Here is a 14,778-nt window from a genome sequence, read left to right on the forward strand (position 1 = left end):
GGGACGCCAGCGGGCGCACAGTGAGGGGAGGCCGGGTGGGGGAGGTGCGCGGTGCCGGCACCGGGCGCGCGGTCTGCACCGCGGCGGGCGCCGGCTGCCTGGCCGCGATGGTCGCCGCACAGGTGGCGTCCGGCCTGCACCCCCGGCCCGCCCGGCTCGTCGACACCGTCGTCGCGCTGCTGGCCGCGAGCGCGACGGCCTTCGCCGCGGCGCGGTACACCCCGCCCCGGGCCGCCCTCGCGCTGGCGGCCGCCGCCGCCGTCGGGTACACCGCGGAGTGGGTGGGGGTGCGGACCGGCGTCCCGTTCGGGGAGTACGGCTACTCCGCGACCCTGCGCCCCCAGGTCGGCGGGGTGCCCGTGGTGGTGGCCCTGGCCTGGGGCGGCATGGGGCTGGCGGCGCACGCGGTCGCCGTCGCGGTGGCGCCCGCCGGCGGTCTCGCCCGGATCGGCACCGGGGCGCTGGCGCTCACCGCCTGGGACCTGTTCCTGGACCCGCAGATGGTCCGCCTCGGCCTGTGGACCTGGGCCGACCACGGCCCCTACCGGGGGATTCCGGTCAGCAACTTCCTGGGCTGGCTGCTGGTGTCACTGCTGGTCATGGCGGTGATCGACGCGGTGCTGGGCCGGCCGGCCACCCCGTCCACCGGGCTGCTCGCCGTCTACACCGTGATGGCGGTCATGGAGACGGTGGGCTTCGCCGCGGTGTTCGACCCGCCGGACCCGCTCGTCGCGGCCGCCGGCGGGATCTCGATGGGCGTGCTCGCCCTGCTCGCCTGGAGGCGCCGGTGGCGGAGGTGATCGTGATCGGCGGCGGGGTGGGCGGCATGGTCTGCGCGCTGCTGCTCGCCCGGGACGGGCACCACGTCCGCCTGTACGAGCGGCAACCGCGGCTCGGCGGCAAGCTCGCCGAGCACCGCCGCGACGGGTTCGCCTTCTCCCTGGGGCCGACCCTGCTCACCCTGCCCGAACTCTTCCGGGACCTGGGTGTCCGGCGGGACCTGGTGGAACTCGACGAGCTGTGCCGCTACCGCTTCGCCGACGGCTCGACGCTGCGCGCCCGCCGCGACCCGGCGGCGATGGCCGCCGAGGTGGACCGGCTCGCCCCCGGGCAGGGGGCGGGCTGGCGGGCTTTCCACGACTGGGCGAGCGGCTGCCTGGCGGCGGCGCGGCGCACCTTCTTCGCCGGCCCGATCGGCCGCCCGTCCGGGCCGGGCCGGCTCACCGACCTGCTGGCGGTCGCGCCGGGCCGCACGCTGGACGGCCTGGCCGGGCGCTTCTTCGACGACGCCCGGCTGCGGCAGTACGTCGGCCGCTACGCCACCTACGCCGGGTCGAGCCCCTACCGGGCGCCGGCCGCGCTGGGCTGCATCCCGGCGATCGAGCACGGCTCCGGCGGCTGGTACGTCCCCGGAGGGCTGCCCCGGCTCGCCGAGGACCTCGCTGGGCTGCTCGCGGACGCCGGGGTGGAGGTCCACCTGGACGCGGAGGTGGCGCGGGTGCTCGCCGGCGGCGGCGCGGTCTCGGGTGTCGCGCTGGCCGGCGGCGGGACGGCCCGGGCCGACGCCGTCGTCGCCGACACCGACGCGGCGGCGCTCTACGGGCGGTTGCTCCCCGACCGGCGGCGGCTGCGCCGGATCGTCCGGCTGGGCCCCTCCTCCTCGGCGTTCCTGCTGCTGGCCGGGGTGACGGGACGCACCGCGGGACTCGCCCACCACTCGATCGTGTTCTCCGCCGACTACCGGCGGGAGTTCGCCGACATCTTCGACCGGCGCGTGCCGCCGGAGGACCCGACCGTCTACCTCGGCTGCTCCGCGGTGCACGACCCGTCCCAGGCCCCGGTGGGCGCCGAGAACTGGGTCATGCTGGTCAACGTGCCCGCCCGCGACCCCGCGCGCTGGCCGATGTCCCCCGAGTCCTACCGCGACCTGGTGCTCGACCGGCTCGCGAGCCGCGGCCACGACCTGGCCGGACGCCTCCGCTTCGTCGATTTGCTCACCCCCGCGGACCTGCGCGACCGCCACGGCGCCTGGGGCGGGGCGATCTACGGCACCGCCCACCGCGGCCCGCTCGCCCCGCTCCGCCGCCCCGGCAACCGGGGCCCGCGGCGCGGCCTGTACCTGGTGGGCGGCTCGGCCCACCCCGGCGGCGGGCTGCCGCTGGTCACCATGGGCGCGCGCATCGTCGCCGGCCTGGTGAACGAGGACTTCCCCCTCACCCGGGACGCCCCCGGCCCGGACCGGAGGCCCCCGCCGTGGCGCAGGCGGACCTGGTGAGGCCGGCCGCCCGGCCCGACGGCACCATCGCCTCCTTCCACCTCGTCAGGTACCCGACCCTGGGCGCCGTGCGGTACGCGGCGTACGACCGCCCGGTGCTGCGGCGCACCGCCGGGCTGGCGTTCTGGCGTGTCCTCGGCACCGGCCGGGGCGGATCGACGGGCCCGGGCGCCGACCTGCGCCGCTGGGCGCTGTTCGCGGTGTGGCACGACGAGCGGGCCCTGACCCGGTTCCTGGAGCGCTCACCGATCCCGGCCCGCTGGCGGGACCGGGCGGACGAGTCCTGGCACGTCCGCCTGACCCCGCTCGCCGCACGCGGCCGGTGGGGCGGGACGCCCCCCTTCGGCCCGGTCGCCCCCCGGGAACCCGCCGGCCCCGTGGCGGTCCTGACCAGGGCGTCGATCAGACCGTCCCGGCTGGCGGCCTTCCACCGCGCGTCCCCGGCGGTGGACCGGGCCCTGTCCCGGCAGGACGGCTGCCTCGCCGCCATCGGCCTGGGCGAGTGGCCGCTGCTCCGGCAGGCCACCTTCTCCCTGTGGCGCGACACCCGCGCCATGCACCGGTTCGCCCGCGGCGAGCAGGCCCACCGGCACGTGATCGAACAGGTGCGCGCCCGCGGCTGGTACTCGGAAGAACTCTTCGCCCGCTTCACCCCCCACACCAGCGAGGGCACCTGGAACGGAACGGACCCCCTGCACCCGGTCACCCGTGACCCTTCGGCATCCGAGTCGCCACGACCCCCCGGGGTCCGGCTGCGGGACGCCTGACCGCCACCCCGGGTTAGCGATCAGTCACTAAAGGGAATTAGGGGCTGGTCACCGACCCGAAGGAGCTGAGCATGATGACGGCGGCCTCCCGGGCGGACGACGTCCGGGCGCTGATCGACCATCGGCTCGGCGCGCTCATGGAGCGGGAGTCGCAGGGGGCGGCCTTCCTCGGCCCGGACGGCCAGGAGGTGATCCGGAGCTTCCTCGTCGACTTCGTCGCCGCGGGCGGCAAGCGGCTCCGCCCGTCCTTCGTGTACTGGGGACACCGGGCCGCGGGTGGATCACCGGACGACGAGGAGACCGTCCTGCTCGCCGGCTGCGCCGTGGAACTCATGCACACCTGCGCCCTGCTCCTCGACGACATCATGGACGAGGCCGGCACCCGGCGCGGCCGCACCACGGCGCACCTGGCCCTCGCGGAACGCCACCGGCGGCGGCACTGGCGCGGAGACCCCCGGCGGTACGGGGAGTCGGTGGCGACGCTGCTGGCGATGCTCGCGTTCACCTGGGCCGACGCCGCGCTGCTGCGCGGCGGCGTGCCCCGCGCGGCGTGGGAGGTGTTCACCCGCCTCCGGGTGGAGATCATCGGCGGCCAGTACCTCGACCTGTCGTCCGCCGCCGCCGGCCGGGGGGACTTCGAGGAGGCCGTCCGGATCTCCACCTACAAGTCCGGCAAGTACACCGTCGAGCGCCCGCTGCACCTCGGGCACGCCATCGCCGGCGGCGACCCGGCGCTACGCGCCACGCTGAGCGCGTACGCGCTGCCGCTGGGCGAGGCCTTCCAGCTGCGCGACGACGTCCTCGGCGTGTTCGGTGACCCCGCGCGCACCGGCAAACCCTCCGGGACCGACCTGCTCCAGGGCCGGCGGACGTACCTGACGGCCGAGACCCGCCGCCGCGCCGGCCCGCCCGGCACCGCACTCCTGGACGGGGTGCGGGACGCGGCCGGCGTCGCCGCGGCCCGGGACCTGATCGTGACGACCGGCGCGCTGGACACCGTCGAACGCCGCATCTCCGCCCTGGTCACCGAGGCGACCGGAAACCTGGCCGGCCTCCCGCCGGACGCCGCGGCGGCGCTGACCGACCTGGCCCGCGCGGCGACGGACCGGAACGCGTGATGGCCGGACCGGTTCGGCCCGGCCCGGCCCGCGCGGCGGGGGCGCGTGATCGCGGACGGCCCGGTTCCGGCCGCCGGTGGGGTCAGGTGACGGCCGGTCCGGTTCGGCCTGTGCGGCGGGGGTGCGTGATGGCCGGACCCGTTCGGTTCGGCCCGGCCCGTGCGGTGGGGGCGCGTGATCGCGGGCGGCCCGGTGCGGGCGGGGCCGGTCCGCGCGAGAGGACCGGCGCCGCTCCGGCCGCCGGTAGGAGCGCGTGATGGCGGACGCGGTGGTGATCGGGGCCGGCCTGGGCGGTCTCGCCGCGGCGATCCACCTGGCGGCGGCCGGCCGCGACGTGCTCGTGGTGGAGGCGCGCGACCGGCCCGGCGGCTGCTGCGGCACCGCGAGCCTGGGCCCCTACCGGTTCGACACCGGCCCGTCGGTGCTCACCATGCCCGAAGTGCTGGCCGGCACGCTCGGCGCGGCCGGGGAGGACCTGGCGACCCGGCTGCCGCTGCGCCGCCTGGACCCCTGCTACCGGCTCACCTTCCCCGACGGCTCCCAGCTGGACGTGGCCGCCGGGGCGGAGGAGATGGCCGAGCGGGTGCGGGTGTTGTGCGGCCCGGCCGAGGCCGGCCGGTACCTGCGGTTCCGGCACCGCCTCGGCGAGCTGTTCGCGGCCGAGTGGGCGCCGTTCATCGACGCGGACATGACCCGGCTGCGCGGCCTCGCCCGGCCGGGCGCCCTGCTGCGGATCGCCGCGCTGGGCGGCTTCCGGCGGCTGGACCGGCTGGTGGCCGCCCACCTGACCGACGAGCGGCTGATCAAAGCGCACACCTTCCAGGCGCTCTACGTCGGCCTGCCGCCGCGCCGGGCCCGCGGCCTCTACGCCGTGGTCGCGTACATGGACACCGTCGGCGGCGTCTACTTCCCCGAGCGGGGCGGCATGCACGCCGTCCCGCTGGCCCTGGCGGCGGTCGCAGAGAAGGCCGGCGCCGAGATCCGGTACGGGGTGCGCGCCACCCGGGTGGAGACGGACTCCGGCGGGGTCGCGGCCGTCCGGCTGGACACCGGGGAGCGCGTCCCGGCACGCAACGCGGTGGTCGCGTGCGACCGGCTCCGGGCCGAGGCCGAACTGCTGCCCGGGCGCCCGCGCCGACGCCGGCCGCGCTTCGCACCGTCCTGCCTGGTCATGCACCTCGGGTTGGACCGGCCGCCACCCGGCCAGGCGCACCACACCGTGCACTTCAGCGCCGGATGGGACGCCGCCTTCACCGCGCTGGCGGCGGGCCGCCCCCAACCCGACCCGAACCTGCTGGTCACCTGCCCCGAACCGGAGGGGCCCGCCACGCTCAGCGTGCTGGAACCGGCCCCCAACCTGCTGGGCCGCGCCGACTGGGACCGGCTGGCGGAGCGCCTGCTCGGCCGCCTCGCCGACCTGGGGTACGGCGACCTGTCGGCCGCGCCCCGGCTGGTCCTCGACCCGCCGGCCTGGGCCCGGCTGGGACACTCCGCGGGCACCCCCTTCGCCCTCGACCACCGGCTCGGCCAGACCGCCTGGTTCCGGCCGTCCGGCGCCGACCGGCGGATCCCCGGGCTGCACTTCGCGGGCATGTACACCGCCCCGGGGGTGGGCGTACCGCCCGTGCTGATCTCCGGCCGGCTGGCCGCCGAGCGCATCGTGGCGGGCGGGCGATGACGCTGACCGCCAGCTACGAGCGGTGCCGCCGGCTGCACGCCCGGTACGGCCGCTCCTACTACCTGGCCACCCGGCTGCTCCCCGCCTGGAAGCGGCGGCACGTGCACGCCCTGTACGGCTTCGCCCGGTACGCCGACGAGATCGTGGACTCCTTCGACGTGACGGCCGACCGGGCGGCGGCGCTCGACACCCTCGCCACCGGGTTCACCGCCGGCCTGGCGGGCGACCCGGTGGACGGCGACCCGGTGCTGCCGGCGTTCGTGCACACGGTGCGCTCCTTCGGCATCGACCCCGCCGACGTGGCCGCGTTCCTGCGCTCGATGCGGGCCGACCTGACCGTGCGCCGGTACGCCGGCTACGACGACCTGCTGACCTACATGGAGGGGTCGGCCGCCGTCATCGGCACCATGATGCTGCCGGTGCTGGAACCCCTGCCGGGCGCCGCGGCCGCCGCCCGCGAACCCGCCCGCCAGCTCGGCCTGGCGTTCCAGCTCACCAACTTCCTGCGGGACGTGGGCGAGGACCTGGCCCGGGGCCGGATCTACCTGCCGCAGGCCGACCTGGCCGCGTTCGGCGTGCGTGAGGCCGACCTGGCCCGGGCCCCGGCCGCCCCCCGGGTCCGCGCCCTCATCGCCTTCGAGACCGGGCGCGCCCGCGACCACTACCGGCGCGCGCTCCCGGGCCTCGACCTGCTGACCCCCTCCTCGCGCCCCTGCGTCCGCGCGGCGTACGAGCTGTACGGCGGCATCCTCGACGAGATCGCGGCGGCCGGCCACGACGTCCTGCGCGCCCGGGCCCGCGTCCCCCGGCACCGCCGGCTCGCCATCTTCACCCGCCACCTGCGCAGCGCCTCCGCCGCCGACCGCGCCGAACGCCGCGCCCAACCCCCGCCCCGGGCCATCCCCGGCTGATCCACCGGCCGCTGTGGCGGACCCCGGAGAGCGGCCGTCCCGCACCTCCGGCACGTGATCGCGCGGGACATGCGGGCCGCCGCCCGGGGCCTTGTGGAGACGCCATGTGGCTTCTACCGTCAGGCCACCGAAGACGACAGCGAGGAGCCCGTCCATGATCACGCTGGCCGATATCCGTGGCTACGCGATGGCGCTGCCGGACGTCGTGGAGCAGCCGCACTTCCGGCTGCCCGCCTTCCGGGTCGCCGACAAGCTCCTCGCGCACCTGGAGAAGGGCGACGCGCACGCGATCGTGTGCGTCGGGCAGGCGGAGGCCGGGACGGCGGCCGCCGATCAGCCGGACGTCTACGAGGAGGTGTGGCGCAACGGCGGCCGGAACGGCAGCCGGATCTTCGTCGGCCTCCGCGTCGACCTGGCCGAGGTCACCGGGGAGCGCATGCAGGAGCTGATCGAGCACGCCTGGCGCAACCGGGCACCGAAGCGCCTGGTCGCCGCGTACGACGACCGCTGACGCCCCGGGTTCAGGAGTCGGCGAGGCGGGGCGGGAAGCCGCCGGTGGCGATGGGGCCCCAGCGTTCGACGGTGACGCGGATCAGGGACTTGTCCTGGTGGCGCATCGCCGCGCGGTACTCGTCCCAGTCGGGGTGCTCACCGGAGATGCAGCGGTAGTACTCCACCAGCGGTTCGAGGGCGTCGGGCAGGTCCAGCACCTCGGCCCGGCCGTCGACCTGGACCCACGGGCCGTTCCAGTCGTCGGACAGGACGCACACCGAGACGCGGGGGTCGCGCCGGGCGTTGCGGGTCTTGGCCCGCTCGGGGTAGGTCGAGATGACGATCCGGCCCGCGGCGTCCACCCCGCAGGTGACGGGGGAGAGCTGCGGGGTGCCGTCGGCGCGGATGGTGGACAGCAGGCAGCGGTGCCGGGGGCGGAGGAACTCCAGGAGGGCGTCGCGCTCGACGGTGTCGGCGGTGGCGATGTGGCGTGGCATCGTGCTTCTCCGATCGGTGGCCGGTCCGGAACCTTGGCGACCCGCATCCTAAAGGCGTTCGCGCAGGTCCCGGACCGGCCGTCCCTGCAAGGTGACCGCCGGCCACGGTCAAATATGGCGGGAGCTGAATTCACCGACCCGCGACCGGCCGCCTTCCCGGCGGCCCTCGCCCCGGGCGCCGCGCGTATCGGTGGGCACGGGCCCAGCCGGCGCAACCGGCGGGAGTGATAGATCACAGGCGGGGCGGGACGGTGTCCGGCGCCGGCCGCCGGTCGTTACCGTACCTGCGTGGGCAGCGCGGGCAACGTCGTCGGGACCGTGGTGGGCGGGCGCTACCGGCTGGCCGAACAGGTCGGCACCGGCGGGATGGGCCGGGTGTGGCGGGCCCGGGACGAGGTGCTGGGCCGGGAGGTGGCGGTCAAGGAGCTGCTGCCGCCCCGGGAGCTCAGCGCGGAGAAGCGCGACGAGATGAACCGGCGGGCCGTCCGGGAGGCCCGGGCGGCGGGCCGGCTCAGCCATCCCGGGATCATCACCGTCCACGATGTGGCCGAGCACGACGGCAGCCCGCTCATCGTGATGGAGTTCGTGCGCGGCCGGTCGCTGGACGAGGTGATCCGCGAAGAGGGGCGGTTGCCGCCGGACCGGGTCGCCCGGATCGGGCTGGCGATGGCGGAGGCGCTGCGGGAGGCGCACGCGGCGGGGATCGTGCATCGTGACCTGAAGCCCGCCAACGTCCTGCTGGACCACGACCGGGTGGTCATCACCGATTTCGGGATCGCGAGCCTCGCCGGCGACCCCACCCTGACCCCGTCGGGGGCGCTCCTGGGCACCCCGGCGTACATGGCGCCCGAGCAGGCCGATCGCGAGATCGCGAGCCCCGCCGCCGACCTGTGGTCGCTGGGCGCCACCCTCTACGCGGCCGTCGAGGGCCGCGCGCCCTACACCGGCCCCAGCCTGGTGGCCGTGTTGTCGGCGCTGCTCACCCGCCGGCCCGATCCGCCCCGGTACGCCGGGGCGCTGGCACCGCTGCTCGCCGGCCTGCTGGACCGGGATCCGGCTCGCCGCCCCACCGCCGCCCAGGCCGCCACCGCGCTGGCCGCGCTGGCAGGCGTTTCCCCCCTGCCGGCGCCCGCCTGGACCGCACCGCCCGGGGACACCGTCTGGGCCGTGCCCGGAACGAACGCCGCCGCGACGGTCCTGCCGGGGAACGCCGTCCGGACGACCGTGCCGCCGGGCAGGCGCCGTCTTCGCCGTCCCGCCGTGCTGGCCGGGCTGGGCATCGCGCTTGCTGTGGCCGGGGCCGCGGGCCTTGTCCTGATCCCGGACGGGCCGGTCGCGGGCGGGCGGAAGGAGGCGGGCACCGGCCGTCCCGCCCTCCGCCCCCACATCGTGGCCGACCTCTCCGGCCACACCGGTCACCTCAACTCGACGCGGTTCAGCCGGGACGGCAGGACCCTCGCCACCACCAGCCAGGAAGGCGGCCCGGTCCGGCTGTGGGACACGGCGACCGGCCGGGCCACCACCACCCTCGACCACCCCGGGGGCGCCGTCACCGCCCTGGCGTTCAGCCCCGACGACAAGGCCGTCGTCACCGGCGGCGGCAACACGGTCCGGCTGTGGGACAGGGCGACCGGCCGGGCCATCGCCACCCGGACGGACGGCACCGCCGAGGTGGGCAGTGTCGCGTTCAGCCCGGACGGCGGGATCCTCGCCACCGGGCACACGAACGGCACGGCACGGCTGCGGGACCCGCGGACCGGCGCGGCCACCGCCACCCTCACCGGCCCCGCGGGCGAGGTCGACGCCGTGATGTTCAACCGGGACGGTTCGGTCCTCGCCGGCGGCAGCGCTCGGGTCCGGTTGTGGAGCACGCGGACCGGCCGGCTCATCGCCACCGCCGGCCGTGGCGGCGAAGCGATGCGTGTTCCGCTGCTCAGCCCGGACGGCCGGTTCGTCGCCACCTTGATCGCCCTCGGCGCCGACGCCGACATGTACACGGCCCTGCTGTGGGACGCGGCGACCGGCCGCCAGGTGACCGGCCCGGTCGGTCACTCCCGCGAGACCCTCGCGATGGCGTTCCACCCGGCCGGCGGGACTTTCGTCACCGGAGGCAAGGACGACGTGGCCCGGCTGTGGGACCTGCGGACCGGCCGTCCGGTCCGGGCCTTCACCGGTCACACCAACGACGTCGGTTCGGTGGCGTTCAGCCCCGACGGCGGGATCCTCGCCACCGGCAGCGAGGACGGCACGGTCCGGCTGTGGGACGCGGCGACCGGCAGGTCCCTCGCGACCCTCCCCGGTCACTCCCCCCACACCGAGGTGACGTTCAGCCCGGACGGCGGGTACCTCGCCGTCGCCCTCAACGAGCAGAAAGCCCGCCTGTGGCGGCTGCGCTGACCCGCAGCGCACGCCGGCGAGGATGAAAGACCGGTAACAACCACCTTCCCTTCGTTGTTATCGGACCCTCTATGAGTCGTTAATCGGCCAACACTAATATCCCATTCCGCGTCCCCTTGGAATATTGCGAAGATGTCTGAGGCCGGGCGGGGCCACCAGGGCGTCGAATTGTTCAAAACCGTTGCGCGCAGTCGAGGAGGACGCGATGGCGCAGATGCTCTACTACCCGGGGTCCACACCCCCCGAGGCCGCGCTCTTCCAGGCCGTCCTCTACTGGGACTCGGTGGCGAGCATCGCCCCGCACGAGGACGAATGGCGGCGCCAGGCCGTGATGACGGAACGCGGCCGGACGATGCTGGAACTGCGGGACCTGGGGCTGTACGAGCCCATTTCGCTGTTCGACGCGGCCGACTCCCTCAGGAACGCCTTCGCCGTGGAACGCAACCGGCTGCTGGCCCAGGTCACCCGCGAAGAACTCGAACCCCCCGCCGAGGACGCCGACTTCGACGGCGTGAGCAACTGGTACTCCATCAGCAGGTTCCCGGCCGACTGGACCACCTGGCTCGTCGACCACGGGCTGGCCCGATGGCGGGAGGGCGGCTACGGCGTCCGGGTCAACCAGAAACTGCGGCACGTGCTCTTCGCCGTGGCCGCCGACTACCTCGTCCGGCAGAACGAGGGCCCGCACGCGACCGGCCCGCGCCGGTTCACCTACACCGGCGACGACGGTTTCTTCTGGGCGGTCAACTCCCCGGCGGCCCGCACCCGCCGCTGCTGGCAGGTGGACGTGGGCGACCTGTTCCCGATGCCCGCCCCCGGCACGGACATCACCAAGGTGATCGCCTTCCGGGACCGCTACGGCGACGAGCGCCGCCGCCTCGTCCAAGAGGTCACCAGGCTCCAGTCGGACCTGGCAGCCCGCCACGACGACAACCCGCACGAGGTGTTCGAGGGAATGCGCCTCGCCCTGGCGGACGCCGTGACCGACCTCGACAAAGCGGCCCAAGCGAGCAAACTGACCTGGATCCGCGGCGGCGTGTTCTCCTTCGTCGCCCTCGGCGCCGGCGCCACGGCCGCCGCCGTCTCCCCCGAGCAGGCCACGACCCTCCCCGCGGCGGTCACCGCCGCCTCCCTCGCCATGCAGGTGATCGGCGGCCTCGCCGTCAACGTCGCCACCGGCCAGATCGCCCCCTCCCGCTCCACCGACACCTCCCACCGCTACCTCCAGCGCACCAGAAACGAGTACGGCACCCCACGAACCTGGCACCTCGACCGCTGAACGGGTCGTGCGGACCGGGACGACATGTTGATCTCTTACGCCTCCAGCTCCGGGGCGACGAGGTCGAGCAGTCCGGGGTCGTGGTGGTGGAGCCAGCCGGTCAGCCATCGGGTGTCGTCGGGGGCGTTGATGGCGAAGGTGTCCACTAGCCGGCGGAGCATCATGAGCGGCAACACGGCGTCGAGCGCTTCCTGGTCGGTGGTCCCGTACCCGTCCAGGAGGGCGGACGTGGAGCCGCCGTGCGGGAGGTCCACGGCCAGTGCCCAGGCCAGGTCGAGCATGGGCGGGCCGCTGTCCACACCGCCGGGATCGAGTACGGCGGTGAGGTCGCCCTCCAGGTAGAGCGCGTTGTGCCCGGCCGCCAGGTCCCCGTGGATCGCGGTGACGCGGCGGCCCCGGCAGGCCGCGTCGAACCGGGCCGCGATCTCCGCATAGGCGCCGGGGACGAGGAAGCGGGCGGTGCCCAGCAGGACGCCGAGGGCACCGGGATCGTCCAGCCGCAGCCCACCGGCCCGCCCGCGATCGTGCCAGCGGCGCAACTGGTCGCCGAGGGCTCGTTGCTGGGCAGGTCTGGGCCGTTCGCTCGGCCAGCCGTGGCACAGGTCGTGGACGGCCCACCAGATCTCTCCCACCGCTGTTTCCACGGTTCCGTGATCCAGCAGCCGGGGCGCCCGAACGCCCGCGTACCGGCGCAGTTCCTCCAGGCGCAGGATGGTTTCCAGCCGCTCGTGCTGGCGGTGCTGGAGCTTGATGATCGTGTGGCGTCCCTCGATCGTGGTGAGGGTGCCGTCCAGCGGCTGGTCCGGCCCGTCGAAGGCCGGGCTGGCCAGCGCGGCCCGCCCGCTCTCGGCCAGTTCGGCGGGCAGCAGGGGGCCGGTGGGAATGACCGCCCGGACGTCACCGACGTCCAGCGGGCCGCAGAGATCGCTCATCGATCGGTCCCTTGGCGGTGAGGGGTGCTCTACCTCTTCGTGGTTTCTTCGGTGCGGCGGATGAGGTGTTCGGCGAGGTCTTGGAGGTCGAGTAGGGGGCGGCGGGTGGGGTGTCCGTTGGTGTCGTTGAAGGTGAAGGATTTGGGTTCGACGCGGATGTTGAGGCCGCAGGGGAGTGAGACCAGGGAGACGCCGGGGGCGTTGCTGACCAGGACTCTGTCCACGCCTCGGTAGGTGAGGAGTTTGTGGAGTCGTCCGGCGGCTTGGGCCGGGGGGAGTAGGCAGTTGCGGGGCCAGGGCTCCGATAGGGGGAAGGCGCACCAGACCGCTTTGCCGGGGGTGGGGCGTGCGCCGAAGCGGGAGCGGGTGGGGTGGACGCCCCAGTCGGCGGCGATGGCGGAGACGATGCCCAGGCCCCGGCCGGAGGTGGCGAGGGAGGTTTCTCCGGCTGGTGGGGTGGTGGTTGGTCGGGGGAGGTGGGTGCGGTCGGTGTCGAAGGTGGTGATCACCAGTTGTGGGCTGGGGTGGACGCGGGCCCAGGTCCACAGTTCGGGCCAGGGCGTCGGGGTGGTGGGGTGGGTGGCGTGCAGTAGGGCGTTGGTGGCCAGTTCGGAGACGGCGAGGGTGGCGTCGTCGATCAGGTCGGTGGGCAGGCCGAGGGCGGTCATCGCGGTGGTCAGGCGGGAGCGGGCGTAGGACGCGCAGGTCTGGTCGGGGGGCAGTTGCCAGGCGCAGGCCCCGCCGTAGCGGAGGTTCAGCGGGCTGCCGAGTGACGGTAGGGCGGTTCGGGCCGGGGAGTTCGTCATGGGACACCACCAGGGGCAGGCGGGCACGGCGGAGTGCCGGTGCATGAGTCGTTGTCGAGGGCCTGAACGCTGACTTCCGAGCTGCTTCCGCTTGATCGCTCTGAGTCAGTACATCCAGGTAACACGGGTCGGAAGGGTCTCCCTCCGGGCTCATAGACTGATGGAGGCTCGCCTAAATAGCAATACCCGAATAGCAATGAGTCTGTTTGGTGGTCTAATGTCTGATTCCCCTCCGCGATCGGACGAGTGCCCTACGATCTGGTCCACCGGAAGAGAGGACGTGATGGCACCGCGCAAGAGCCCGACCCTCCGGCGCCGCCGTCTGTCCGCCGAGCTGAGAAGGCTCCGCGACGCCAGCGGCCTGACGGCCACCGACGTGGCCCGCAAGCTCGAATGGCCGGTGAGCAAGGTGACCCGGATGGAGCGTGGTGAGTGGCTGCGTCCCAGCCCGCACGATGTGGGCCGTCTCCTGGAGATCTACGAAGTCGCCGAACGGGAGCGGGACGCGCTGATCACACTGGCCCGTGAGGGGCGCCAGCGCGGCTGGTGGCACGCCTACCGGGAAATGATCAGCGAGCGCTACAGCACCTATATCGGCTTGGAGGCCGAGGCGTCATCGGTGCTCAGCTTTGAACCGCTGATGATCCCTGGCCTGCTCCAGACCACCGACTACGCCCGCGCGCTTATTCTGGGCGGCCCCTACGAGCTGGGAGCCGACGAGGCAGAACATCGGGTGGAGATCCGCGCTGAACGCCAGAAGATCCTCACAGACAAGGACCCTGCTCGTCTCTGGGTCGTCATGGACGAGGCCGCCATTCGCCGGGTCGTCGGAGGCAAAGACGTGATGCGGGGACAACTTGAGCACCTGCTCCAGATGGCGGAGCTGCCCAAGGTGACGCTTCAGATGATCCCGTTCGACTCCGGAGCCCATCCCGGCACGGGCGGAGCCTTTGCGATCCTGTCGTTCCCCCACGACCAGGATCCCGATGCTGTCTACGTCGAGACCATCGCCGGTGAACTCTTCGTCGAGAACGAAGAGGACGTCGATCGATTCCGGGTCGCCTTCCAACGTCTCACCGCAGTGGCGCTCAGCCCCACGGATACGATCGCCTTGATCGCCTCAGCAGTCACCGAGCTGTGATCACCCGACAAGAGGATCATGCGATGCCTTCCCCCGACGAACCCTTCGGTACCACTTGGCGCAAGAGCACTCGCAGCGGTCAACAAGGCGCGTGCGTCGAGATCGCCGACGGCCTTGCTCACGCCGTCGCGATCCGCGACTCCAAGAACCCCGCCGCCGGGCACCTCACCCTCACCCCGGCCGCCTGGGCCTCCCTCACCGCCCGCATCAAGGCCGGCGAACTCGACCTGTAACCGCCGACATCCACCTCCGAGCTGATCCTTCAGCTTTCAGGGCGTTATGGCACCCCGGATGCTGAAGGATCAGCGACCATTCGGCGCTGCTCCCGTGATCCTGGAGTTTTCAGGGGGTTATAACCCAATGCCACTAAGTTAAGTGTTTGAGTGGTACGGTTCTTGGATGGCTCGAATTGGACAGGTAAAGGTTGCTGACAGCGATTCTTCGTCTGTGCGGTTGACGGATCGTATTTCATTGGGTGTGTTGGC

Annotated in this window: 14 protein-coding genes; 11 read left to right on the top strand and 3 right to left on the bottom strand. The window is 73.9% G+C overall.

Going from position 1 to position 14,778, the window contains the following annotated elements; translation table 11 throughout:
* Positions 1-35 precede the first annotated feature (35 nt).
* From DPM19_RS19395 to DPM19_RS19425, 7 genes are all read left to right on the top strand, one after another.
* On the top strand, positions 36-800 hold the full coding sequence (locus tag DPM19_RS19395; RefSeq protein WP_233510460.1) for a carotenoid biosynthesis protein: 765 nt from the start codon (positions 36-38) through the stop codon (positions 798-800).
* Entirely contained in the window at positions 788-2,275 is a 1,488-nt protein-coding gene (locus tag DPM19_RS19400) for a phytoene desaturase family protein (protein WP_233510465.1), read from the top strand. The genes DPM19_RS19395 and DPM19_RS19400 overlap by 13 nt, the downstream gene beginning before the upstream one ends.
* A complete protein-coding gene (locus DPM19_RS19405; RefSeq protein WP_199485165.1) occupies positions 2,254-3,042 on the top strand; it encodes a spheroidene monooxygenase in 789 nt (262 codons plus the stop codon). The genes DPM19_RS19400 and DPM19_RS19405 overlap by 22 nt, the downstream gene beginning before the upstream one ends.
* A 71-nt stretch (positions 3,043-3,113) precedes the next feature.
* Positions 3,114-4,160, top strand: coding sequence for a polyprenyl synthetase family protein (locus DPM19_RS19410; protein ID WP_199485166.1), 1,047 nt, complete (start codon positions 3,114-3,116; stop codon positions 4,158-4,160).
* A gap of 256 nt (positions 4,161-4,416) precedes the next feature.
* Positions 4,417-5,838: a phytoene desaturase family protein gene (locus tag DPM19_RS19415; RefSeq protein ID WP_111869354.1), complete on the top strand. Its 1,422-nt coding sequence runs from the start codon at positions 4,417-4,419 to the stop codon at positions 5,836-5,838.
* Complete coding sequence (locus DPM19_RS19420; protein ID WP_111869355.1) at positions 5,835-6,749, top strand: phytoene/squalene synthase family protein; 915 nt, start codon at positions 5,835-5,837, stop codon at positions 6,747-6,749. The genes DPM19_RS19415 and DPM19_RS19420 overlap by 4 nt, the downstream gene beginning before the upstream one ends.
* 154 nt (positions 6,750-6,903) lie before the next feature.
* The gene (locus tag DPM19_RS19425; protein ID WP_111869356.1) at positions 6,904-7,260 is read left to right on the top strand and encodes an MmcQ/YjbR family DNA-binding protein; all 357 of its coding nucleotides are present in this window, start codon (positions 6,904-6,906) and stop codon (positions 7,258-7,260) included.
* Positions 7,261-7,270: 10 nt separating this feature from the next.
* On the opposite strand, the gene DPM19_RS19430 is transcribed toward DPM19_RS19425, so the two are convergent.
* Entirely contained in the window at positions 7,271-7,738 is a 468-nt protein-coding gene (locus DPM19_RS19430; RefSeq protein ID WP_111869357.1) for a PPOX class F420-dependent oxidoreductase, read from the bottom strand.
* Positions 7,739-8,026: 288 nt separating this feature from the next.
* Between DPM19_RS19430 and DPM19_RS19435 the strand changes: the two genes are divergently transcribed.
* The gene (locus DPM19_RS19435; protein WP_111869358.1) at positions 8,027-10,135 is read left to right on the top strand and encodes a WD40 repeat domain-containing serine/threonine protein kinase; all 2,109 of its coding nucleotides are present in this window, start codon (positions 8,027-8,029) and stop codon (positions 10,133-10,135) included.
* 205 nt (positions 10,136-10,340) lie between these two features.
* Positions 10,341-11,414: a hypothetical protein gene (locus DPM19_RS19440; protein ID WP_111869359.1), complete on the top strand. Its 1,074-nt coding sequence runs from the start codon at positions 10,341-10,343 to the stop codon at positions 11,412-11,414.
* Between the two features lie 35 nt (positions 11,415-11,449).
* Here the strand turns inward: DPM19_RS19440 and DPM19_RS19445 are convergent, their stop codons facing one another.
* Both DPM19_RS19445 and DPM19_RS19450 read right to left on the bottom strand, forming a co-directional pair.
* Positions 11,450-12,346: a phosphotransferase gene (locus tag DPM19_RS19445; RefSeq protein WP_111869360.1), complete on the bottom strand. Its 897-nt coding sequence runs from the start codon at positions 12,344-12,346 to the stop codon at positions 11,450-11,452.
* 29 nt (positions 12,347-12,375) lie between these two features.
* A complete protein-coding gene (locus DPM19_RS19450) occupies positions 12,376-13,152 on the bottom strand; it encodes an ATP-binding protein (protein ID WP_158566829.1) in 777 nt (258 codons plus the stop codon).
* Between the two features lie 283 nt (positions 13,153-13,435).
* Between DPM19_RS19450 and DPM19_RS19455 the strand changes: the two genes are divergently transcribed.
* A complete protein-coding gene (locus DPM19_RS19455) occupies positions 13,436-14,293 on the top strand; it encodes a helix-turn-helix domain-containing protein (protein ID WP_111869393.1) in 858 nt (285 codons plus the stop codon).
* 23 nt (positions 14,294-14,316) lie between these two features.
* A complete protein-coding gene (locus tag DPM19_RS19460) occupies positions 14,317-14,526 on the top strand; it encodes a DUF397 domain-containing protein (RefSeq protein ID WP_111869362.1) in 210 nt (69 codons plus the stop codon).
* The last annotated feature ends 252 nt before the right edge of the window (positions 14,527-14,778 follow it).

Source organism: Actinomadura craniellae, from assembly GCF_003289645.1.
Taxonomy (GTDB): Bacteria; Actinomycetota; Actinomycetes; order Streptosporangiales; family Streptosporangiaceae; genus Actinomadura_D; species Actinomadura_D craniellae.